Here is a 14,003-nt window from a genome sequence, read left to right as displayed (position 1 = left end):
TTGTTCTTGCTCACCCCTGAGTTTAATTAGCATCAATGGTGATCTTATCGTAATCGATATGTCCTATGACAATTTCATAGCCCTGCACAGACCGGCTGACCGCATCAAACCGTGATGTTTCATACAGTAAAATAGCCGGTGCTAAACTCAACTGATGACGCATAACCGCCTGGGTGAGCTTACGGCGTTCCTCTATATCAAAAGCAGCCTCGGCCTTAGCCATGAGCGGCGGCACAGAGGGATCACAGAACCAGGGCTGAACCCATAGGCAGGAATGACGCACCAACGGCGTTAAGGCATCCAGCGTTGGGTTAATGCCGTAATCCACACCAAACGCTTCGCCGCCCCAGTCACCCTGATAGAGACCACGCGCATACTGAGAAGCAGGAATCTGACGCAGAGAGAGGGTCACACCGATGCGGGCCAGGTCGGCCGCCACCTGCTGATAGACCTGCGGTGCAAACGACGCACTATTGAGTAAGATATCTGCCGAAAACGAAAACCCATCAGGATAACCAGCTTCGGCAAGCATGGCTTTTGCTTGATCAGGATCATAGGGCCAGGGTTTGATCTCCGGGTCCCAGCCGAACGCAAAGCTCGGCGTGGTCTGGGTCGCCATTTTAACGCTGCCACCAAGCAACCCCTCAGCGATTGCCGTGCGGTCTACCGCATAATTGAGCGCGCGGCGCACTTGGAGATTTTGTAGTGGAGACTCTTTCTCGGTGATAAAGGCCAGCACCTGCATGCTGGGGTCAACACCGACAACCATGCGATGTCCGGCGGCTTCCACCATCGGTGTTTCATCAGGCCCCAACTGCAAACCTATATGCAAACGCCCCGACAAAACGCCTTGCACGCGGGCTATGGCCTCAGCTGCCGCAATAATTTCCAATCCATCAACACGTGGCTGACGCCATGCGGTTGGAGATCGGGTTAACGTCATGGAGGACGATCTATACTCTGTGATCATAAACGGTCCGGTGCCGATCGGTGCCGAGGCAAAACCATCCACACCGACATCAGCCCAATAGCGCGGTGGAACAATTTTCAGGGCCGCGATTTTGTTTGGGAGGAGGATGTCCGGCGCTTGAGTGCGCACACGCACCGTTCGCTCATCGACAACTTCAATAGCCGTAATGCCCGCCAACTCACGAGCAATGGGATAAGTAACGCCGATCTCTGTTTGTAAAATCGCGTACGTGGCCGCTACGGCAGCCGCATCTAGTGGTTCGCCATTAGAAAACAAGACATTTGGCCGGAGGTGAAAAAGCCAGGACGTCGTCGTCTCTGACTCCCATCGTTCTGCAAGCATGGGCACCGGCGCGGCGACACTGTTGACGCGAGTCAGCCCCTCGAAGAAAGCCGCATAGGTATAGAGACTGGGCAGGCCACTTGTGGTGTTAAACGGATTACCCCGCGAGGTTGGCAAGCTCGTGACACCAACACGTAAAATCTGCTCGCCATTGGCAGTTTTGTGAATGGCGGGGCTAAAGAAGAGGCCAATAGTCAGCGCGGTAAAGAGTCCCACTGCGCGTGTCCAGCGGCTTAAGATCGAGAAACGAACCATGTCTCACCCAGGTCAGTTGACGAATCGTAGCACTAGCATGGCAGTCTATGCTGCGGGCGTCACGCCGCAGTTGATAAAAAATGACGTCGATTTTAGGGAGGTCTAAGACAAGACGATTAACGTCGGCGGGCCTTGCGCGCTGCATACTTAGCGTCACGCGCCGCTTTTTGTTTGGCCTTCAGCTCCTCTTCAGCGGCCGCTTGGGCCTCGACATCAGCCACCTTTGCCGCTTCGGCTTCTTCCAGCTCTTTTTGACGCTCGAGTTTCTTGGCCGCGCGCTCTTCTGCAACACGGGCCAGCTTCTCTTTCTTCTCAGCGGCCTTTTTTGCTATGCGTTCTTCACGCTCTTTGGCTTTTGCCAGGCGTTCTTCTTGGCGTTTTTCAAAGTCAGGATCGTTCTCCGGAGCTTTAGCACGGGCCCGTTCCAGCAGCGCTTGCTTCGCCTTTGCTGCTGATTTCATGCGTTCGGCATGGTCCGGTTCGTTGTGCTTCATGTGTGTCCTGGCTCCGATTGATGTGATTACAGTTGATGGCCTAAAGATTTGAAGGCCGTTCCTATCAGAAATTTCTCATACAGGTCAAAAAATAGCGCTTTGTACACAAAATTATAGATATCGGCCTCCCCCTGACTTTTTACCTTATCGCCGGTATTTGCTATGTAATCCGTCTAAGTATTATCGCCTTACAATAGCACCCTCATGCTCAAGAGGCTGCGGAATTGGGGAATTCTTACTTAGAGATTTAGGTGAGTCCGAACACGATCTTAATATCGGGCATAGCTCTTCAATGTCTAACGAAGATGGACCTCTCCAAATAGGGTTTTGTGGCCAAGACATTTCTGAACATTGAATCGATAACGCGCCCGATATATCCATTTTATCATGGAGATCCAGATGCCGTTGCGCGGTCTCTGATGCCGATGGAAATGCCTCAGTGCGATGTTCTCTGCCGCAAGGCATTTCTGTGTCTTGCTCAGAGCCAAAATTGCCACAATGAAAACGCCGCGAATTAGATCATCCCAATCCGATGACAGATGATCCATGACCTATTCAAGCGAGTGAGATTTCCCAAAGGGACAGCGATGGTTTTAAATTTACTGACTATTCAATAAACCCGATTGCGGGACCGACACCCGCTGATCCTTATAGATACCGCGCATAATTGCATTGGGAAGGTATGAATTATCCCATTCAATGCCCTCGCCACGCGCTGGCGGCAGTCCTGTTCGAAGTACGACAAGGTTCTGAGAAGGGACGATATAAACGACTTGGTTTGCATTGCCATCAAACAGATAAAGATCATCCGCAAAATAGGGCTCGCTGTGAAGAATTTGCGGCAATCCGCTGTCCGGATTTGAAAAACCGCGTCGGTCAGTATAGGGACCAGCCACCCATATACTCAAACCAAAGTATGGGTTTTCTTTGGTCGGCGTTATCATTTTCTGAACATAACCCTCTGGCAAAAGCTGCTGCCCGCCCCAAACGCCGTCCTGCAGCATTAAAATACCGAGGCGCAAGAAATTCTCAGCAGGCACCATCATGCAGCATCCAGCGTGGGCCATACCTTCGGGCCGATTAACCCAAACCGTTCCGCCCATGGCCCCGATCTTTTGCCAAATTTCAGTCCCTACGAATTCTGCGTACCGCCGCCCAGTGGCACGTTCAATTAATACAGCAACCATTTCGCTTGCTGCATTGTTGTAATCGTAGCGCGTGCCAGGTTCATTTATTACCGGATATTCCGCAATGATGATCTCATCATGCCTTGGATGTAAGAAGGTTCGAGACATGACGTCCCTCGGATCAGCGCCCCCACCTTGCGGTAAAAACCCAGCGCGCATATCCAATAAATGACGAACAAGTATCTTATTGCGTAGAGGGTCGTCTCTCCATTCTGTTACATAGTCAGCTACTGGCTGATCAAGCGATTTAATATCTCCGAGGGAAAGTGCGCGCCCAATGGCGAATGCCGTGACTTGCTTTGCAAGAGAATGAGAAATGATCGGTGTGGAACGCGTATGGTCACCAAAGTAGCTTTCCAACTCAACTTTACCATTCCGCCAAACGATAAAAGCGTTTGAATTATTTTTGGCCACATATGTGACCGCATCCTGCAGAGCTGGTTCTGAGATCGTTCGCTCGTCCGGCAAGGCAGTCGGAAGCGGTTCCCAGTTCGGGGCTCCGAGAATAGTTTCTTGATCAACGTAGATCTCATCCGCTGCTGCTCGCACCTGAGCCTTTTTATGACGCTCCAGGTATTCCGCTTCCTCTTCGGAGGAAAACATCAGTTCCCCGACATAGAAACCGTCAATTTTTTTTAATTGCGCATACACAGGCGTTACAGCTGCGACGGCGCAAACAATAATAATAGCGAGGTACCCAAATGGCACTTTCATGTTTGAGATCCTACTAAATAACCAGATCATTTAACGGATATCGTACCCGTGCTCATAAGCTCGCGCGCAAACTTTTCGAAGGTAATTAATTCATCTGGCAATAGACTGCTTTTTGCCTCGCCTTCTTCGGGTTTCATTCCCGTTTGTTGAGTCGCAGCATACATGTGACGCAGCGCATTCAACGACCACGGAGGAAATGTACCCTTTTTAAATTCCGCCCATTGATCAAGGTCATCTCCATAGTAGCGGATCGGTTTTCCGAGGAGTTTTGAATAGATTTCAGCAATGCTATCGCCAGTAAGAGAGTCCGGTCCAAAAACACGAAATTCACCTGTTTCAAAAGGCTCTTTGGTCAACGCTTCTGCCATCGCATACCCAACATCGCGCGTATCTATGCGATTAACGCCCACCGATCCAATTGGTGCGCTAAACACACCTTGATCAACAATTTCTGATTTCAAACCAGCATCCGACTGAAAAAAGCTGCTCGACCTGACAATGGCCCACGCCATGCCCGACTGTTTGAACGCCGCTTCGATTGCAAGCTTGCTTTGGTAGAAGGGCACCTTCTCTGTTCCTGGCCCATGCACCAGAGACAAAAAGGCCAATCTTTTAACACCGGCAGCTTTAGCTGCCTCTACCACGGCCAAGCCCCGCGCTTGCTCTGCCGGATTAACCGCTAAGATGAGCATCACCTCATCAACGCCGTCAAAGGCTGCCGGGATAGTCTCAGGTTTATCGAGATCACCTTGCGCAGCCTCGACACCAGATGGAAGAATCGAGAGTTTGTCTGGAGAGTGTGTAAACACACGAACGGTTCGGCCCTTCTCGACCAAACGCCTAACCGCCGCCGAACCTACTTTACCGGTTCCGCCGAATACCAATGTAACCATAATTATGTTCCTAACTTAGGTTTGGTGTCATACCTGCGCCGACAAGATTATGCTGCGAGAGGACATTGAATCGCATCGTAGCTGTAAATCTCTTCTACACTCGCAGCTCGCTCTTTAGACTTATCTCCGTGAACACGTTGATATAGTTTCGTGGCTTGTCGAGCATGCTCGACAAGCCACGTGGTGCGCGAAAGGCGTGTGTTTTGATAAACTTTTAGCGCACGTTCGTCATTATCTTGGTCAGCCAATGCACGACCTAATACAACAGCATCTTCGATCGCCATCGCGGAACCTTGCGCAGCAAATGGGAGTGTCGGATGCGCGGCATCGCCAAGCAACGTTACACGACCGACAGTCCAAGATTTCAAAGGTTCTCGAACGAACAGTCCCCACTTGTAACAATCCTTTAACGGCGTGGAGGAAATAAGTTGCAAGATATCTGGGTGCCACTCAGCAAACTGCGCAATGACCTCCTCAACAGGCGCAGCTCTATTCCAACCTTCTTCTGCCCAATCTTCAAGGGCTACAATCGCAACATAATTGATCAAGCGTCCCTGCCGGACAGGGTATTGTATGATGTGCTTGTCCTCACCAATCCAGGAGATCATGCTTGGCTCAATCACAGATTCAGGCAGTCCTTCAGTTGGGACCATGCCGCGCCAGGCAGATTGCCCGGTGTACTGCGCATTGCTCTTACCAAACAAACTCGCGCGCACCTGAGAGTGAATGCCGTCACAGCCAATTAGGAGATGGCCGGAAACGGACTCCCCATTTTCAAAGCGCACAGCAACACTCTCATCACTCTGATCTATTCCGGTAACCCCGTAACCCGGACATATAGCTTCAGGGTCATAAGCCAGCACAGCCTGCATCAGAATAGAGTGCAAATCAGCTCTGTGGATCAGGTAGTAACCGGCACCATAAGTGTCGCGCATTCTGTCTTTCACCCCAGCGCGCATAATAACTTCAGCAGTATCGAATTTACGATAGATTGACTCTGAAGGTTCGATCGCAGCCGCCGCCAATGCTTCACCAACGCCCAAGTATTCTAAGCATTTAACCGAATTGGGCGTGAGCATGATGCCTGCGCCAATTTCACCGAGCGTCTTTGCACGCTCGAAAATACGAACCTGCCGCCCGATCTTTTGACAGGATAAAGCCGCTGCCAGACCGCCAATACCCGCACCAGCAATAATTAAGCGAGTCCCTATCTTGTTAAGTGGCAAGTGAAAACTCCGGGTTTCAATGCGTCAGCAACAGCTTGATTTATGAGACTTATTCGCTTTGGTTAGAACAAAAACCTATTTCACACGCAGAAATGCAGACAAGTTGTCATGCATAGAAAGCGCGCAATGCGTGCACCGTGAACGATTATCTCTGTGTTTTGTGTTTAACAAAACAATGGCCAAGCGCGCTTTAACGATCTTGCCGATTCAAGAAGTCTTCCACGCGTTCGGTAATTTGTTCAACTCCGAGGTCAAAAATCGCACCTGACAATGTCGGGAGTTCAATGAACTCGACATTTTTGAGTATTTTTGCAGCAGCCCTGGACGGACCAGAAAGCGGGTTGTTCGGATTTAATATCAAAACAGGGCAATCAACCCGCTCTAAGCTGGAAACAGTGTCATAAGTAAATAAGGCTTCATGCGCCCACCATTGATTAGGATAAGCGCGTAATTCGTCAACGAAACATTCAAAGGCTCGTGACAAAGATAAGCCTGGTGTGCGGTCGCGAATAAAGTACTCCCAACGCGCTCTGAACTGTTCAAAGTCTTCCGTCAATTTGGTTTTCTCAGCCAGCACCGCCCTCCGCTCTTCTCTCTCTGCTCCGAGATAATGTGGCACGCCAATGAGGATTACAGATCGAAACAACTCAGGGCGTTGAGCAGCTACCTCAAGCGCAATAAAAACACCTGTGTGATATCCAAGAACATCAACGGGACCAGACTCCGAATTGGTTGTCTTGGATACGAGGTCAATAAATGCTTCAGCATAGCCGCCAAGGTCTGGAAGTTCAGACGGACGGTCTGAGCCACCATATCCGGGTGTGTCCGGTGCATGCACAATCCGATTGTCAGAAAGCTTTTCCATCAATGGAGAAAACGTTCGGCCTGAATATGCAGTGGCATGAAGCATATATAAGGGCGGTTTGGAAGCCCGCTCTTGCCCACCAGTTAACATATGTACTTGGCCATAGAGGCCATCAACATAGGACTTTCTAAGAGCAGACGTTCTGGTCATTTCAACTCACGCTCAATGGCACGTGAGGCCAGATAGAAATGAAGCGCGGACCAAATCCACCAACCTTTGCCGCTACAATGAAATGGCAGCTCTGCCTCTTTTGCTATTTCTGCCATCTTCCGACCAACCTCTATCTATTGATGAAGTCAGCAATGTATTTTGCCGCCAATTCAGGCTGCTCAATGACGAGATAGTGCCCACATTGATCTAGTATTTTGGTTTCACAGGTCTTGAGGCCCTCGGAAATATTAGACATTCCAACACCGCTCTCGGAGGGACTGAAGGGAGTCATATTGTCTTCATCACCCGCGAGCAGGAGCGTAGGCGCTGATATCTTCGAAGTCAGATGACTAAGGTCAGTCTTCTCAATGGTTTCGGTGCCGGCGATGAATGCCTCAGGGTCAGTATTGTTAAAGGCATCGCGCATGGATTGCAGTTGTGCTCGTGCACCATCAAGATCGTAGAAACTGCGGGCGAATCCAGCAACTGATGTTAAGTCAGCGACAGCTTCCATACCGCTGTCTCGCGCCGCACGCTTCCAGGTTCCGCGCATCATGCGGGCCGCGTTATCATATCTCGCGAGGAAACAACTCAGAATGAGATGATCAATCACTTCGGGATGATGTGCGGCAAGGCAAAAACCGATCATGGCCCCAAATGATGTGCCGTGTAAGTTTACCCGCTCATAGCCAGTCCGAAGGATAAACTCATACACCTGCTCCGCGAGACCCTCCATACCGCCTGGCCTGGACGCCCCAACGCTTTGGCCGTATCCAGGTAGGTCAAAGTCAATCACTTCAAACTTTTCTGCAACACGCGGGGTGAGCTTTTCAAAGTTACGGTGACCAAAGGCTGAGCCATGGATGTGGAGTAAAGGTGGACCTGATCCGGTCTTCTTATACCAGAAGGTCTCGCCCTGGCTTAGGGTAACAGTTGTCATTTTCACACCGTCTGCTTGAGAGTCAGAAGCGATATGAGGTTAGAGATACTGTCAGCGTCTTCGAGGGTCCAAACCGCATCTAAAATTTGATCCGCACGGCCCTGAGGTAAAACATCAGCTGAAGACATGCGGAACAGATCAGAAAGCTGCTCGTCTGTCATGCGACTGCCTGGGCTGCCCAAAAATGCATCGACGTTTGCGGTTTCGGTGGTCCCGTCCGTAAATCTAACGGTCAAAGAACAGCCTTCAAAGGTCTCGCGCGTTTCATCCTTTACGAGACGCGTCCGTGATCGCAGATCAAGAATATCTTTATCTGTGTAGGCTGGTTCCCGCATTTCATCCAAGGTGAACCGGCCACGCTGCCAGGCAGCTGCAGCGCAAAAGCAAAGATCAAACCTTGCGGTCAATTCACTGTCGGGATCACCAAACCGCTCCATCCGCTCGTCGCAAATTTCTTTGACGATCGGACACACTGCAAACTCGAGACTCTCGACGTCACGGCCTTTGGCCCTTGGCAGAACGTCTAGGACTAACTCAACTGGTCCATGGGTAATGGTTTCAGTTGGTATGACTTTGTAAGTTTGACCATGAATGCGCCAACTCTGACCTAATGTGCCAAGCACCTCATCAATTTTTTTCACATCTTCATCGGAGTGAGTCACCAACATACCCTTGTCGCCTTCAAAGGCCGTCTTCGGTGCGTCGAACCCCTTCTCTGCAAGACTGAAAGCCGTCAAGCCGGATCGTGCGGTTGCTCCGGTGATGTAGGAGAGCGTCATACTGCCAACAGAGACATACAGCCCGAATGCCGTGCACATGGCGATGCCGATCGCGTTACGCATCTGTTCCTTGCTCAATCCTGCCAAGATACTGCAGGCCGCCGCAGCTCCGACACTGCCTGTCAAACCTGCTGGGACGTAGCCACGAAAATAGGCCGTCGGCATGAGTATCGTCGCGATGGCCAATTCAATTTCCATGCCCAACGCGAGCGCTTCAATGACCTCTTTGCCACTTTTACTCCTCCCTTCAGCGGCAGCCATAACTGCTGGTAAAACCGCCGATGTGGCATGCATGTAGCAAGGGATATAGGTGTCGTGGAAATCAAGGACTTCATAGAGAGCACCGTTAACCAGTGCGGCGTCTTCTTGGGTGGTTTGAGTCCCCAGCCAAAGAACGTGTGCAAGTTTTTGATCTGGCCGAGGTGGCGCGATAGACTCATGAAGAATTCTAACGGTTTCAGTTTGGGTTGCGCCGACCGACGCTTTGAGTTGATTAAGAAGAAGCCGCTTAGCTTCGTGCGTCACATCCTCGGGAACCCCACGCTCTTTCCATTCAAAGGCGAAATCAATCAATCTCTCTGATACTGATCTGTCTAGCATTAGGAGCCCTCTGCCGTTCCGTTTTTAGCAATATCGCCATACATCCACTCCAACAGGCTTGTTTGCCGCTGGTTTTCGGCATCTAGAGCGGTCAAAGCTTCGTAAGCAGGATATCCACGCAGGCCCACCAATGTCGGTTTTCCGTTGTAGTTGCTGGTGTAGATGACACGTACGGGGTAAGCGTGAATAACCGAGATGTGAGACGCATAATCAATCCCATCATCGTCGCAGACCAATGTCTTACCACGCGCTTCAGTGTCCAAAGCGATCTCTATACAGGCTTGATATTGCCGTTCCACGGGATGAGTCTTAACCGGGTAACCCGCCTGACGCTCTTTCTCCATATCGGGCGCGTCAAACAAGCTAAGCCGGAGACGGAGAACACCCGTTATTTTTGACCAGCTTTCTGCAATTTGGCGCAGGCAAGACCGGAACTCTTCTTCGCTCGATTTGCTGCGAATGAAGAGCGCGAATGTCGGCGCGGCACATGGCCCCTGCGGCATAGCGATGCCTGTCTCGTCTACATAGGTAAACGCATTTCCATTTACAGCACGGTAAGTGGTGCTCTGATCCACAATAATATCAATATCACCAAGGATATCGGATTTCGCTTTACCCTCAGGCGACTTATCGAAAAGCGCTAAAGCCGCCTCGTCTCTATAGCGAACATCCGACGTCCACATCAGCTGTTCGAGAGGGGGGGCAGCAAATTCAACGCTCACAATCGGAGCCAATACATCTTTACGTACGGGGTCATATTGATAGTGGCGGTAATCATAGAGTCCAGCGCGCCGCGCGATAGCAGGACTGTGCACGTCGCGCCAGTAACGCCGCACCCAGTCAATTGGTAATTCAGGTTTTTTCCAGCCGCATGTGATGCGGCACAGACCTGCCTTATTTTCAATATCGACGAGGGTCATGTGTTACCTATTTAACTCGTTCTGTATTGGTAATTTTCTTGTGTAACTGAACCAAGCTGATTCACTTGATGCCGTGCTTAAAACACTGTCAGAAAGTCAGCAACTGCCTTCTGGAAACGAATACGCGGATTCTGAATGTGCGCATAATCGCCAGCCCCTGGAATGACCATCAGTGATTTATCTTGAGTGCCTAGACTTTCAAAGAAATCACCACGCCGCTGGCTGCCATGCATATAGTTTGCTGCGCCCGCGGCATCACCATACAGCAGCATTGTGGGGCGTGTTATGGCCGCCGGATTAGTGGGTATGCTTCCGTTAGCATTTTCCTGCCGAATGCCATTTGGTGCCTTTGGTTCAGTAGACGAAACAAGGGCGGCAAACGCCTTACGGGCTTGTAACTCGGTGTATTCTTCTTCCAAACGGTTGAAGAAGTAGTCGTAGGTATTATCCCACCATTCCTCTGTCGGATGAGGAAGAACCAATTGACCGCCCCCCAAGGCAGGGTCCAGCAGCACAAGCCGGTCTATGCGATCCGGATTGCTTTCAACATAGCGCCCAGAGATTCTACCTCCCCAAGACCAACCAAGAAGGTGCGGTTTTTTTATGCCTTCTGAATTCAGCCAATTGACAACGGCGGCGAGATCTTCAATGGCTTGCTCTGTTTGTACAGATAGCGGAGCACTTTTTAATTCTGATTTTTCATATCCGCGAATAGAAAATGTAACAGAGCCAATTCCGCGCGCTGACAGGCCATCCATAAACGAATAATCTGCGCCGCCATCAAACTTGAAATCATACCCGGCCTGCCCCGAAACATTGGCACCCTGGACGAGCACAACAACGTTGCCGTTATTGTCGCCCATACCGCGTGTTCGAACGGAGATTCTCCCATCGGGGCCAGGAATCATAAGGTCTGCGTTGTCAAGCATGGATTATCCTCTGTAAAAAAAACTTATGAGTTGCAGCTGAGCTGGCAAGGTGAACCCGGCAGCAGGACTTAATCTCAACGAAGCACTCGCTCATCGCTGGTCGCTCTTTTTAGAACTCGTGATGCTGTGCTGATCAACTCCAACAAGTGATTCGGCAATATTATCGGCGCTGTCGGTCAGGGGCTGATAAAATTGTGTTGCCGCTTTCGCAGGACTCAGAGCTGATTGAAAATACCGAAGAGATAACGCTCCAAACATTATGTCTCCGAATCTAATCGGAACTGAAATAGCACCTGTGTTGGCCAACTGACCTCGAACAGACGCGTATCCCTGGCTGCGGATTTTATCAAGACGCGAGGATAAATTCGCAGAACTCAAGATGGACAAATCATCGGGGTCATCCAACAATCTTAGCAGCACTTCAATTAACGAAGCACGTTGCTGCTGCGTGCTAAACGCTAGATAGGAAAGTCCTGACGCTGACTGAGGTATAGAAAACCTAAATCCTCTGGAATACCGATTCAAAACCAGAGGGCTTTGTGAGTCTGACGAAACTCTCACCAGCATGGAATTACCCGACAATGTGGTCAGCGATATTGGCCACATCAAATCTCGACCAAGTGCATTCACCACCGGTTTGGCAATTGTCTCAACCCATTCCTCATCATTGAAGCCATCTGCCAGATTACGCACAGCATTTGTGAGCCAATACTTAGGGGACTCAGCCTTTTTTGTGACGTAGTTCTTCTTGCGAAGCGTTTCCAAGAGGCGATAAACAATCCCACGGTTAATTCCTGTGGCACTGGCCACTTCACCGATGGACGCGCCATCGTGCGTGTTCAAATAGACCAAGACGTCCAGACCCCGATCAAAAGCTTGTACTATTCTTTTTTGCTCCATATCTGATGAGTTCACTTCGGTTTATGGGATGTGTTTAGAGTGACGCTAAATAATCGTTTCACAAGACCAGCCACCATTAAAGCACGCAATGCGTGCCATCGAAAAGTTAGCTTGTAGCAGGCAGAGGGATCGCATGTTTTCATTCTTTTACACCGACTGACCGACAAGAGGCCCCATGTCACAAAATACAATAAAATTCGACACCGACTTTGGAACTCAGAAAGTCCAGGCCCGGTGTAATGGCCTCAAGCTATTCTGGCTTCAGCAGAAGCGGAAAAGGCTACTTATTCTCTCAAGTACCTTTCTACTATTCGGCCTTTGGAGCACTGGACCTAGCTTTGCTAAGCCGGACATTTTGCACGTGGGCATCGCTGAGCTACCGCCCTCTCTTGGCAATCCTTATACAGCTATGGGGCTTCCATCTGGACATTTCTGGGCAAGCATTTTCGACCCCCTGACTGAGATCTCTGAAGATGGGACTGTCGCTCCGTCTTTAGCGGTGAAATGGGAACAAACAGAGCCGAAACGATGGGTGTTTAGCTTGCGTCGTGATGTGCTTTTCCATAATGGTGCTCCTTTTGATGCCCAATCCGTTACAACGACAATTAATTATTTGAAAAGTGCAGAAGCTGCTCGTTACCTTTTGGCCACTGAGGTCAAGAATATTGATAGCGTTCATGCCCTCTCGGACCATGACGTAGAAATCGTCACCATCGAGCCGGATGCTATCTTACCGCGTCGCCTCAGCCTTATCATGATGATCGAACCAAAGCTTTGGACCGAACTTGGGCCAGAGAATTATGCTCAGGCACCAGTCGGCACAGGTCCCTATGCATTGGTTCAATGGGGCCGTGGCAACAACTCTGCCACCCTAGAAGCGTCAATAAATTCTATATCATCAGCACCTGCAATAAAGACTCTGATTCTGACTGAGGTGCCTAATAACGTTTCACGGGAACAAGCCTTACTGTCTGGTGATTTAGACCTCATCGACAACCTCAATTCCGACTCGTACGAGGGATTGCAGAACGCTGGCTTTAACGTGCAGGTACATTCGCGTTCGCAGGTGTTATCGGTTGCACTCCCGAATGCGACGCGGGGATCGTCTCCATTGAACTCAGCTTTGGTGCGTCAAGCTCTTAACTTTGCTGTTGATCGACCGAGCATCGCAAAACATATCTTTGGGGGATTCGTTGAAGCGGCAAGTCAAGGAGCTGTTCGCGGAACAGTCGGCTTCAACCCTGACTTAACACCCTATCCTTATGATCCCTCTACCGCACGCGAGCTTCTCGTTAAAGCTGGATATCCGCTTGGCTTTCCGCTGACGATAGGTGTCTTGAGCGCTGCCGGATCGGGACAAGAATTAGCTTACCAGAAAGTTGCCCAGGACTTAAACGCAGTCGGCATTTCAGCGGAAGTCAGAGCTCTACCCGGAGCAGAATTCTTACGGCGCTTTACTAGCAATGACTGGGGTGAGTACGATGCGTTCTCGTTGCTCTGGAATAATGAACCGATGCGCGATGTTGGTAGGGCATTGGAATACTTTTCCTGCCTTCGGCCAAAGCCGTTTTTCTGTGATGAAGCATTGGCTGACGACATCCGCTTAAGCCGGACACAAGCTGACCCAGAAATAAGAGATGCTACGCTTCAACAGATCATGTCGGCTATGCGTGAATTAGCGCCAGCCATCTGGCTTACCAACACGGCTCAAATCACTGCGTCCAACCCTAAACTTACAAACGTCAAAATGGGATCACGCGGCCTGAAATTTGAGGATATGGCATTTCAGCCATAAACGATCTTTTTTCGCAATTACATAATGTTGGAAGTTACAAGAAT

12 protein-coding genes are annotated in these 14,003 nt (G+C 50.2%); 1 reads left to right on the top strand and 11 read right to left on the bottom strand.

Annotation, left to right across the window (positions count from 1 at the left end; all coding sequences use genetic code 11):
- Positions 1 to 22: 22 nt before the first annotated feature.
- The 11 genes from RIC29_09335 to RIC29_09285 all read right to left on the bottom strand — a co-directional run bounded on the left by RIC29_09335 (position 23) and on the right by RIC29_09285 (position 12,164).
- A complete protein-coding gene (locus RIC29_09335; protein MEQ8735115.1) occupies positions 23 to 1,567 on the bottom strand; it encodes an ABC transporter substrate-binding protein in 1,545 nt (514 codons plus the stop codon).
- A gap of 116 nt (positions 1,568 to 1,683) precedes the next feature.
- On the bottom strand, positions 1,684 to 2,061 hold the full coding sequence (locus tag RIC29_09330) for a DUF6481 family protein (GenBank protein ID MEQ8735114.1): 378 nt from the start codon (positions 2,059 to 2,061) through the stop codon (positions 1,684 to 1,686).
- Positions 2,062 to 2,660: 599 nt separating this feature from the next.
- Entirely contained in the window at positions 2,661 to 3,962 is a 1,302-nt protein-coding gene (locus RIC29_09325) for a serine hydrolase (GenBank protein ID MEQ8735113.1), read from the bottom strand.
- 26 nt (positions 3,963 to 3,988) lie between these two features.
- Positions 3,989 to 4,855 (bottom strand): NmrA family NAD(P)-binding protein, encoded by an 867-nt coding sequence (locus RIC29_09320; protein ID MEQ8735112.1) that lies wholly within the window; start codon positions 4,853 to 4,855, stop codon positions 3,989 to 3,991.
- A gap of 47 nt (positions 4,856 to 4,902) precedes the next feature.
- The gene (locus tag RIC29_09315) at positions 4,903 to 6,081 is read right to left on the bottom strand and encodes an FAD-dependent monooxygenase (protein ID MEQ8735111.1); all 1,179 of its coding nucleotides are present in this window, start codon (positions 6,079 to 6,081) and stop codon (positions 4,903 to 4,905) included.
- A gap of 190 nt (positions 6,082 to 6,271) precedes the next feature.
- Positions 6,272 to 7,096: an alpha/beta hydrolase gene (locus RIC29_09310; protein ID MEQ8735110.1), complete on the bottom strand. Its 825-nt coding sequence runs from the start codon at positions 7,094 to 7,096 to the stop codon at positions 6,272 to 6,274.
- Between the two features lie 130 nt (positions 7,097 to 7,226).
- Positions 7,227 to 8,036, bottom strand: a complete 810-nt coding sequence (locus tag RIC29_09305; protein ID MEQ8735109.1) for an alpha/beta hydrolase — start codon at positions 8,034 to 8,036, stop codon at positions 7,227 to 7,229.
- A 2-nt stretch (positions 8,037 to 8,038) separates the two neighbouring features.
- Positions 8,039 to 9,415 carry an MmgE/PrpD family protein gene (locus RIC29_09300; GenBank protein ID MEQ8735108.1) on the bottom strand — a complete coding sequence of 459 codons (1,377 nt, stop codon included), beginning with the start codon at positions 9,413 to 9,415 and terminating at the stop codon, positions 8,039 to 8,041.
- Positions 9,415 to 10,335, bottom strand: coding sequence for a hypothetical protein (locus RIC29_09295; protein ID MEQ8735107.1), 921 nt, complete (start codon positions 10,333 to 10,335; stop codon positions 9,415 to 9,417). The genes RIC29_09300 and RIC29_09295 overlap by 1 nt, the downstream gene beginning before the upstream one ends.
- A gap of 77 nt (positions 10,336 to 10,412) precedes the next feature.
- Positions 10,413 to 11,264, bottom strand: a complete 852-nt coding sequence (locus tag RIC29_09290) for an alpha/beta fold hydrolase (GenBank protein MEQ8735106.1) — start codon at positions 11,262 to 11,264, stop codon at positions 10,413 to 10,415.
- A 90-nt stretch (positions 11,265 to 11,354) separates the two neighbouring features.
- Positions 11,355 to 12,164 carry a helix-turn-helix domain-containing protein gene (locus RIC29_09285; GenBank protein ID MEQ8735105.1) on the bottom strand — a complete coding sequence of 270 codons (810 nt, stop codon included), beginning with the start codon at positions 12,162 to 12,164 and terminating at the stop codon, positions 11,355 to 11,357.
- Positions 12,165 to 12,339: 175 nt separating this feature from the next.
- Between RIC29_09285 and RIC29_09280 the strand changes: the two genes are divergently transcribed.
- Positions 12,340 to 13,959 carry an ABC transporter substrate-binding protein gene (locus tag RIC29_09280; protein ID MEQ8735104.1) on the top strand — a complete coding sequence of 540 codons (1,620 nt, stop codon included), beginning with the start codon at positions 12,340 to 12,342 and terminating at the stop codon, positions 13,957 to 13,959.
- Positions 13,960 to 14,003 lie beyond the last annotated feature (44 nt).

It is taken from the genome of Rhodospirillaceae bacterium (genome assembly GCA_040219235.1).
Taxonomy (GTDB): Bacteria; Pseudomonadota; Alphaproteobacteria; order Rhodospirillales; family Rhodospirillaceae; genus WLXB01.
Note: the sequence above shows the minus strand (reverse complement) of the source record. Positions and strands in the feature narration are given on the sequence as shown.

Excerpts from the sequence above, each read along its gene's own strand:
- RIC29_09285 (MEQ8735105.1), bottom strand. The coding sequence starts at position 12,164 with ATGGAGCAAAAAAGAATAGTACAAGCTTTTGATCGGGGTCTGGACGTC.
- RIC29_09305 (MEQ8735109.1), bottom strand. The coding sequence starts at position 8,036 with ATGACAACTGTTACCCTAAGCCAGGGCGAGACCTTCTGGTATAAGAAG.
- RIC29_09280 (MEQ8735104.1), top strand. The coding sequence starts at position 12,340 with ATGTCACAAAATACAATAAAATTCGACACCGACTTTGGAACTCAGAAA.
- RIC29_09320 (MEQ8735112.1), bottom strand. The coding sequence starts at position 4,855 with ATGGTTACATTGGTATTCGGCGGAACCGGTAAAGTAGGTTCGGCGGCG.
- RIC29_09325 (MEQ8735113.1), bottom strand. The coding sequence starts at position 3,962 with ATGAAAGTGCCATTTGGGTACCTCGCTATTATTATTGTTTGCGCCGTC.
- RIC29_09290 (MEQ8735106.1), bottom strand. The coding sequence starts at position 11,264 with ATGCTTGACAACGCAGACCTTATGATTCCTGGCCCCGATGGGAGAATC.
- RIC29_09335 (MEQ8735115.1), bottom strand. The coding sequence starts at position 1,567 with ATGGTTCGTTTCTCGATCTTAAGCCGCTGGACACGCGCAGTGGGACTC.
- RIC29_09300 (MEQ8735108.1), bottom strand. The coding sequence starts at position 9,415 with ATGCTAGACAGATCAGTATCAGAGAGATTGATTGATTTCGCCTTTGAA.
- RIC29_09330 (MEQ8735114.1), bottom strand. The coding sequence starts at position 2,061 with ATGAAGCACAACGAACCGGACCATGCCGAACGCATGAAATCAGCAGCA.
- RIC29_09310 (MEQ8735110.1), bottom strand. The coding sequence starts at position 7,096 with ATGACCAGAACGTCTGCTCTTAGAAAGTCCTATGTTGATGGCCTCTAT.
- RIC29_09295 (MEQ8735107.1), bottom strand. The coding sequence starts at position 10,335 with ATGACCCTCGTCGATATTGAAAATAAGGCAGGTCTGTGCCGCATCACA.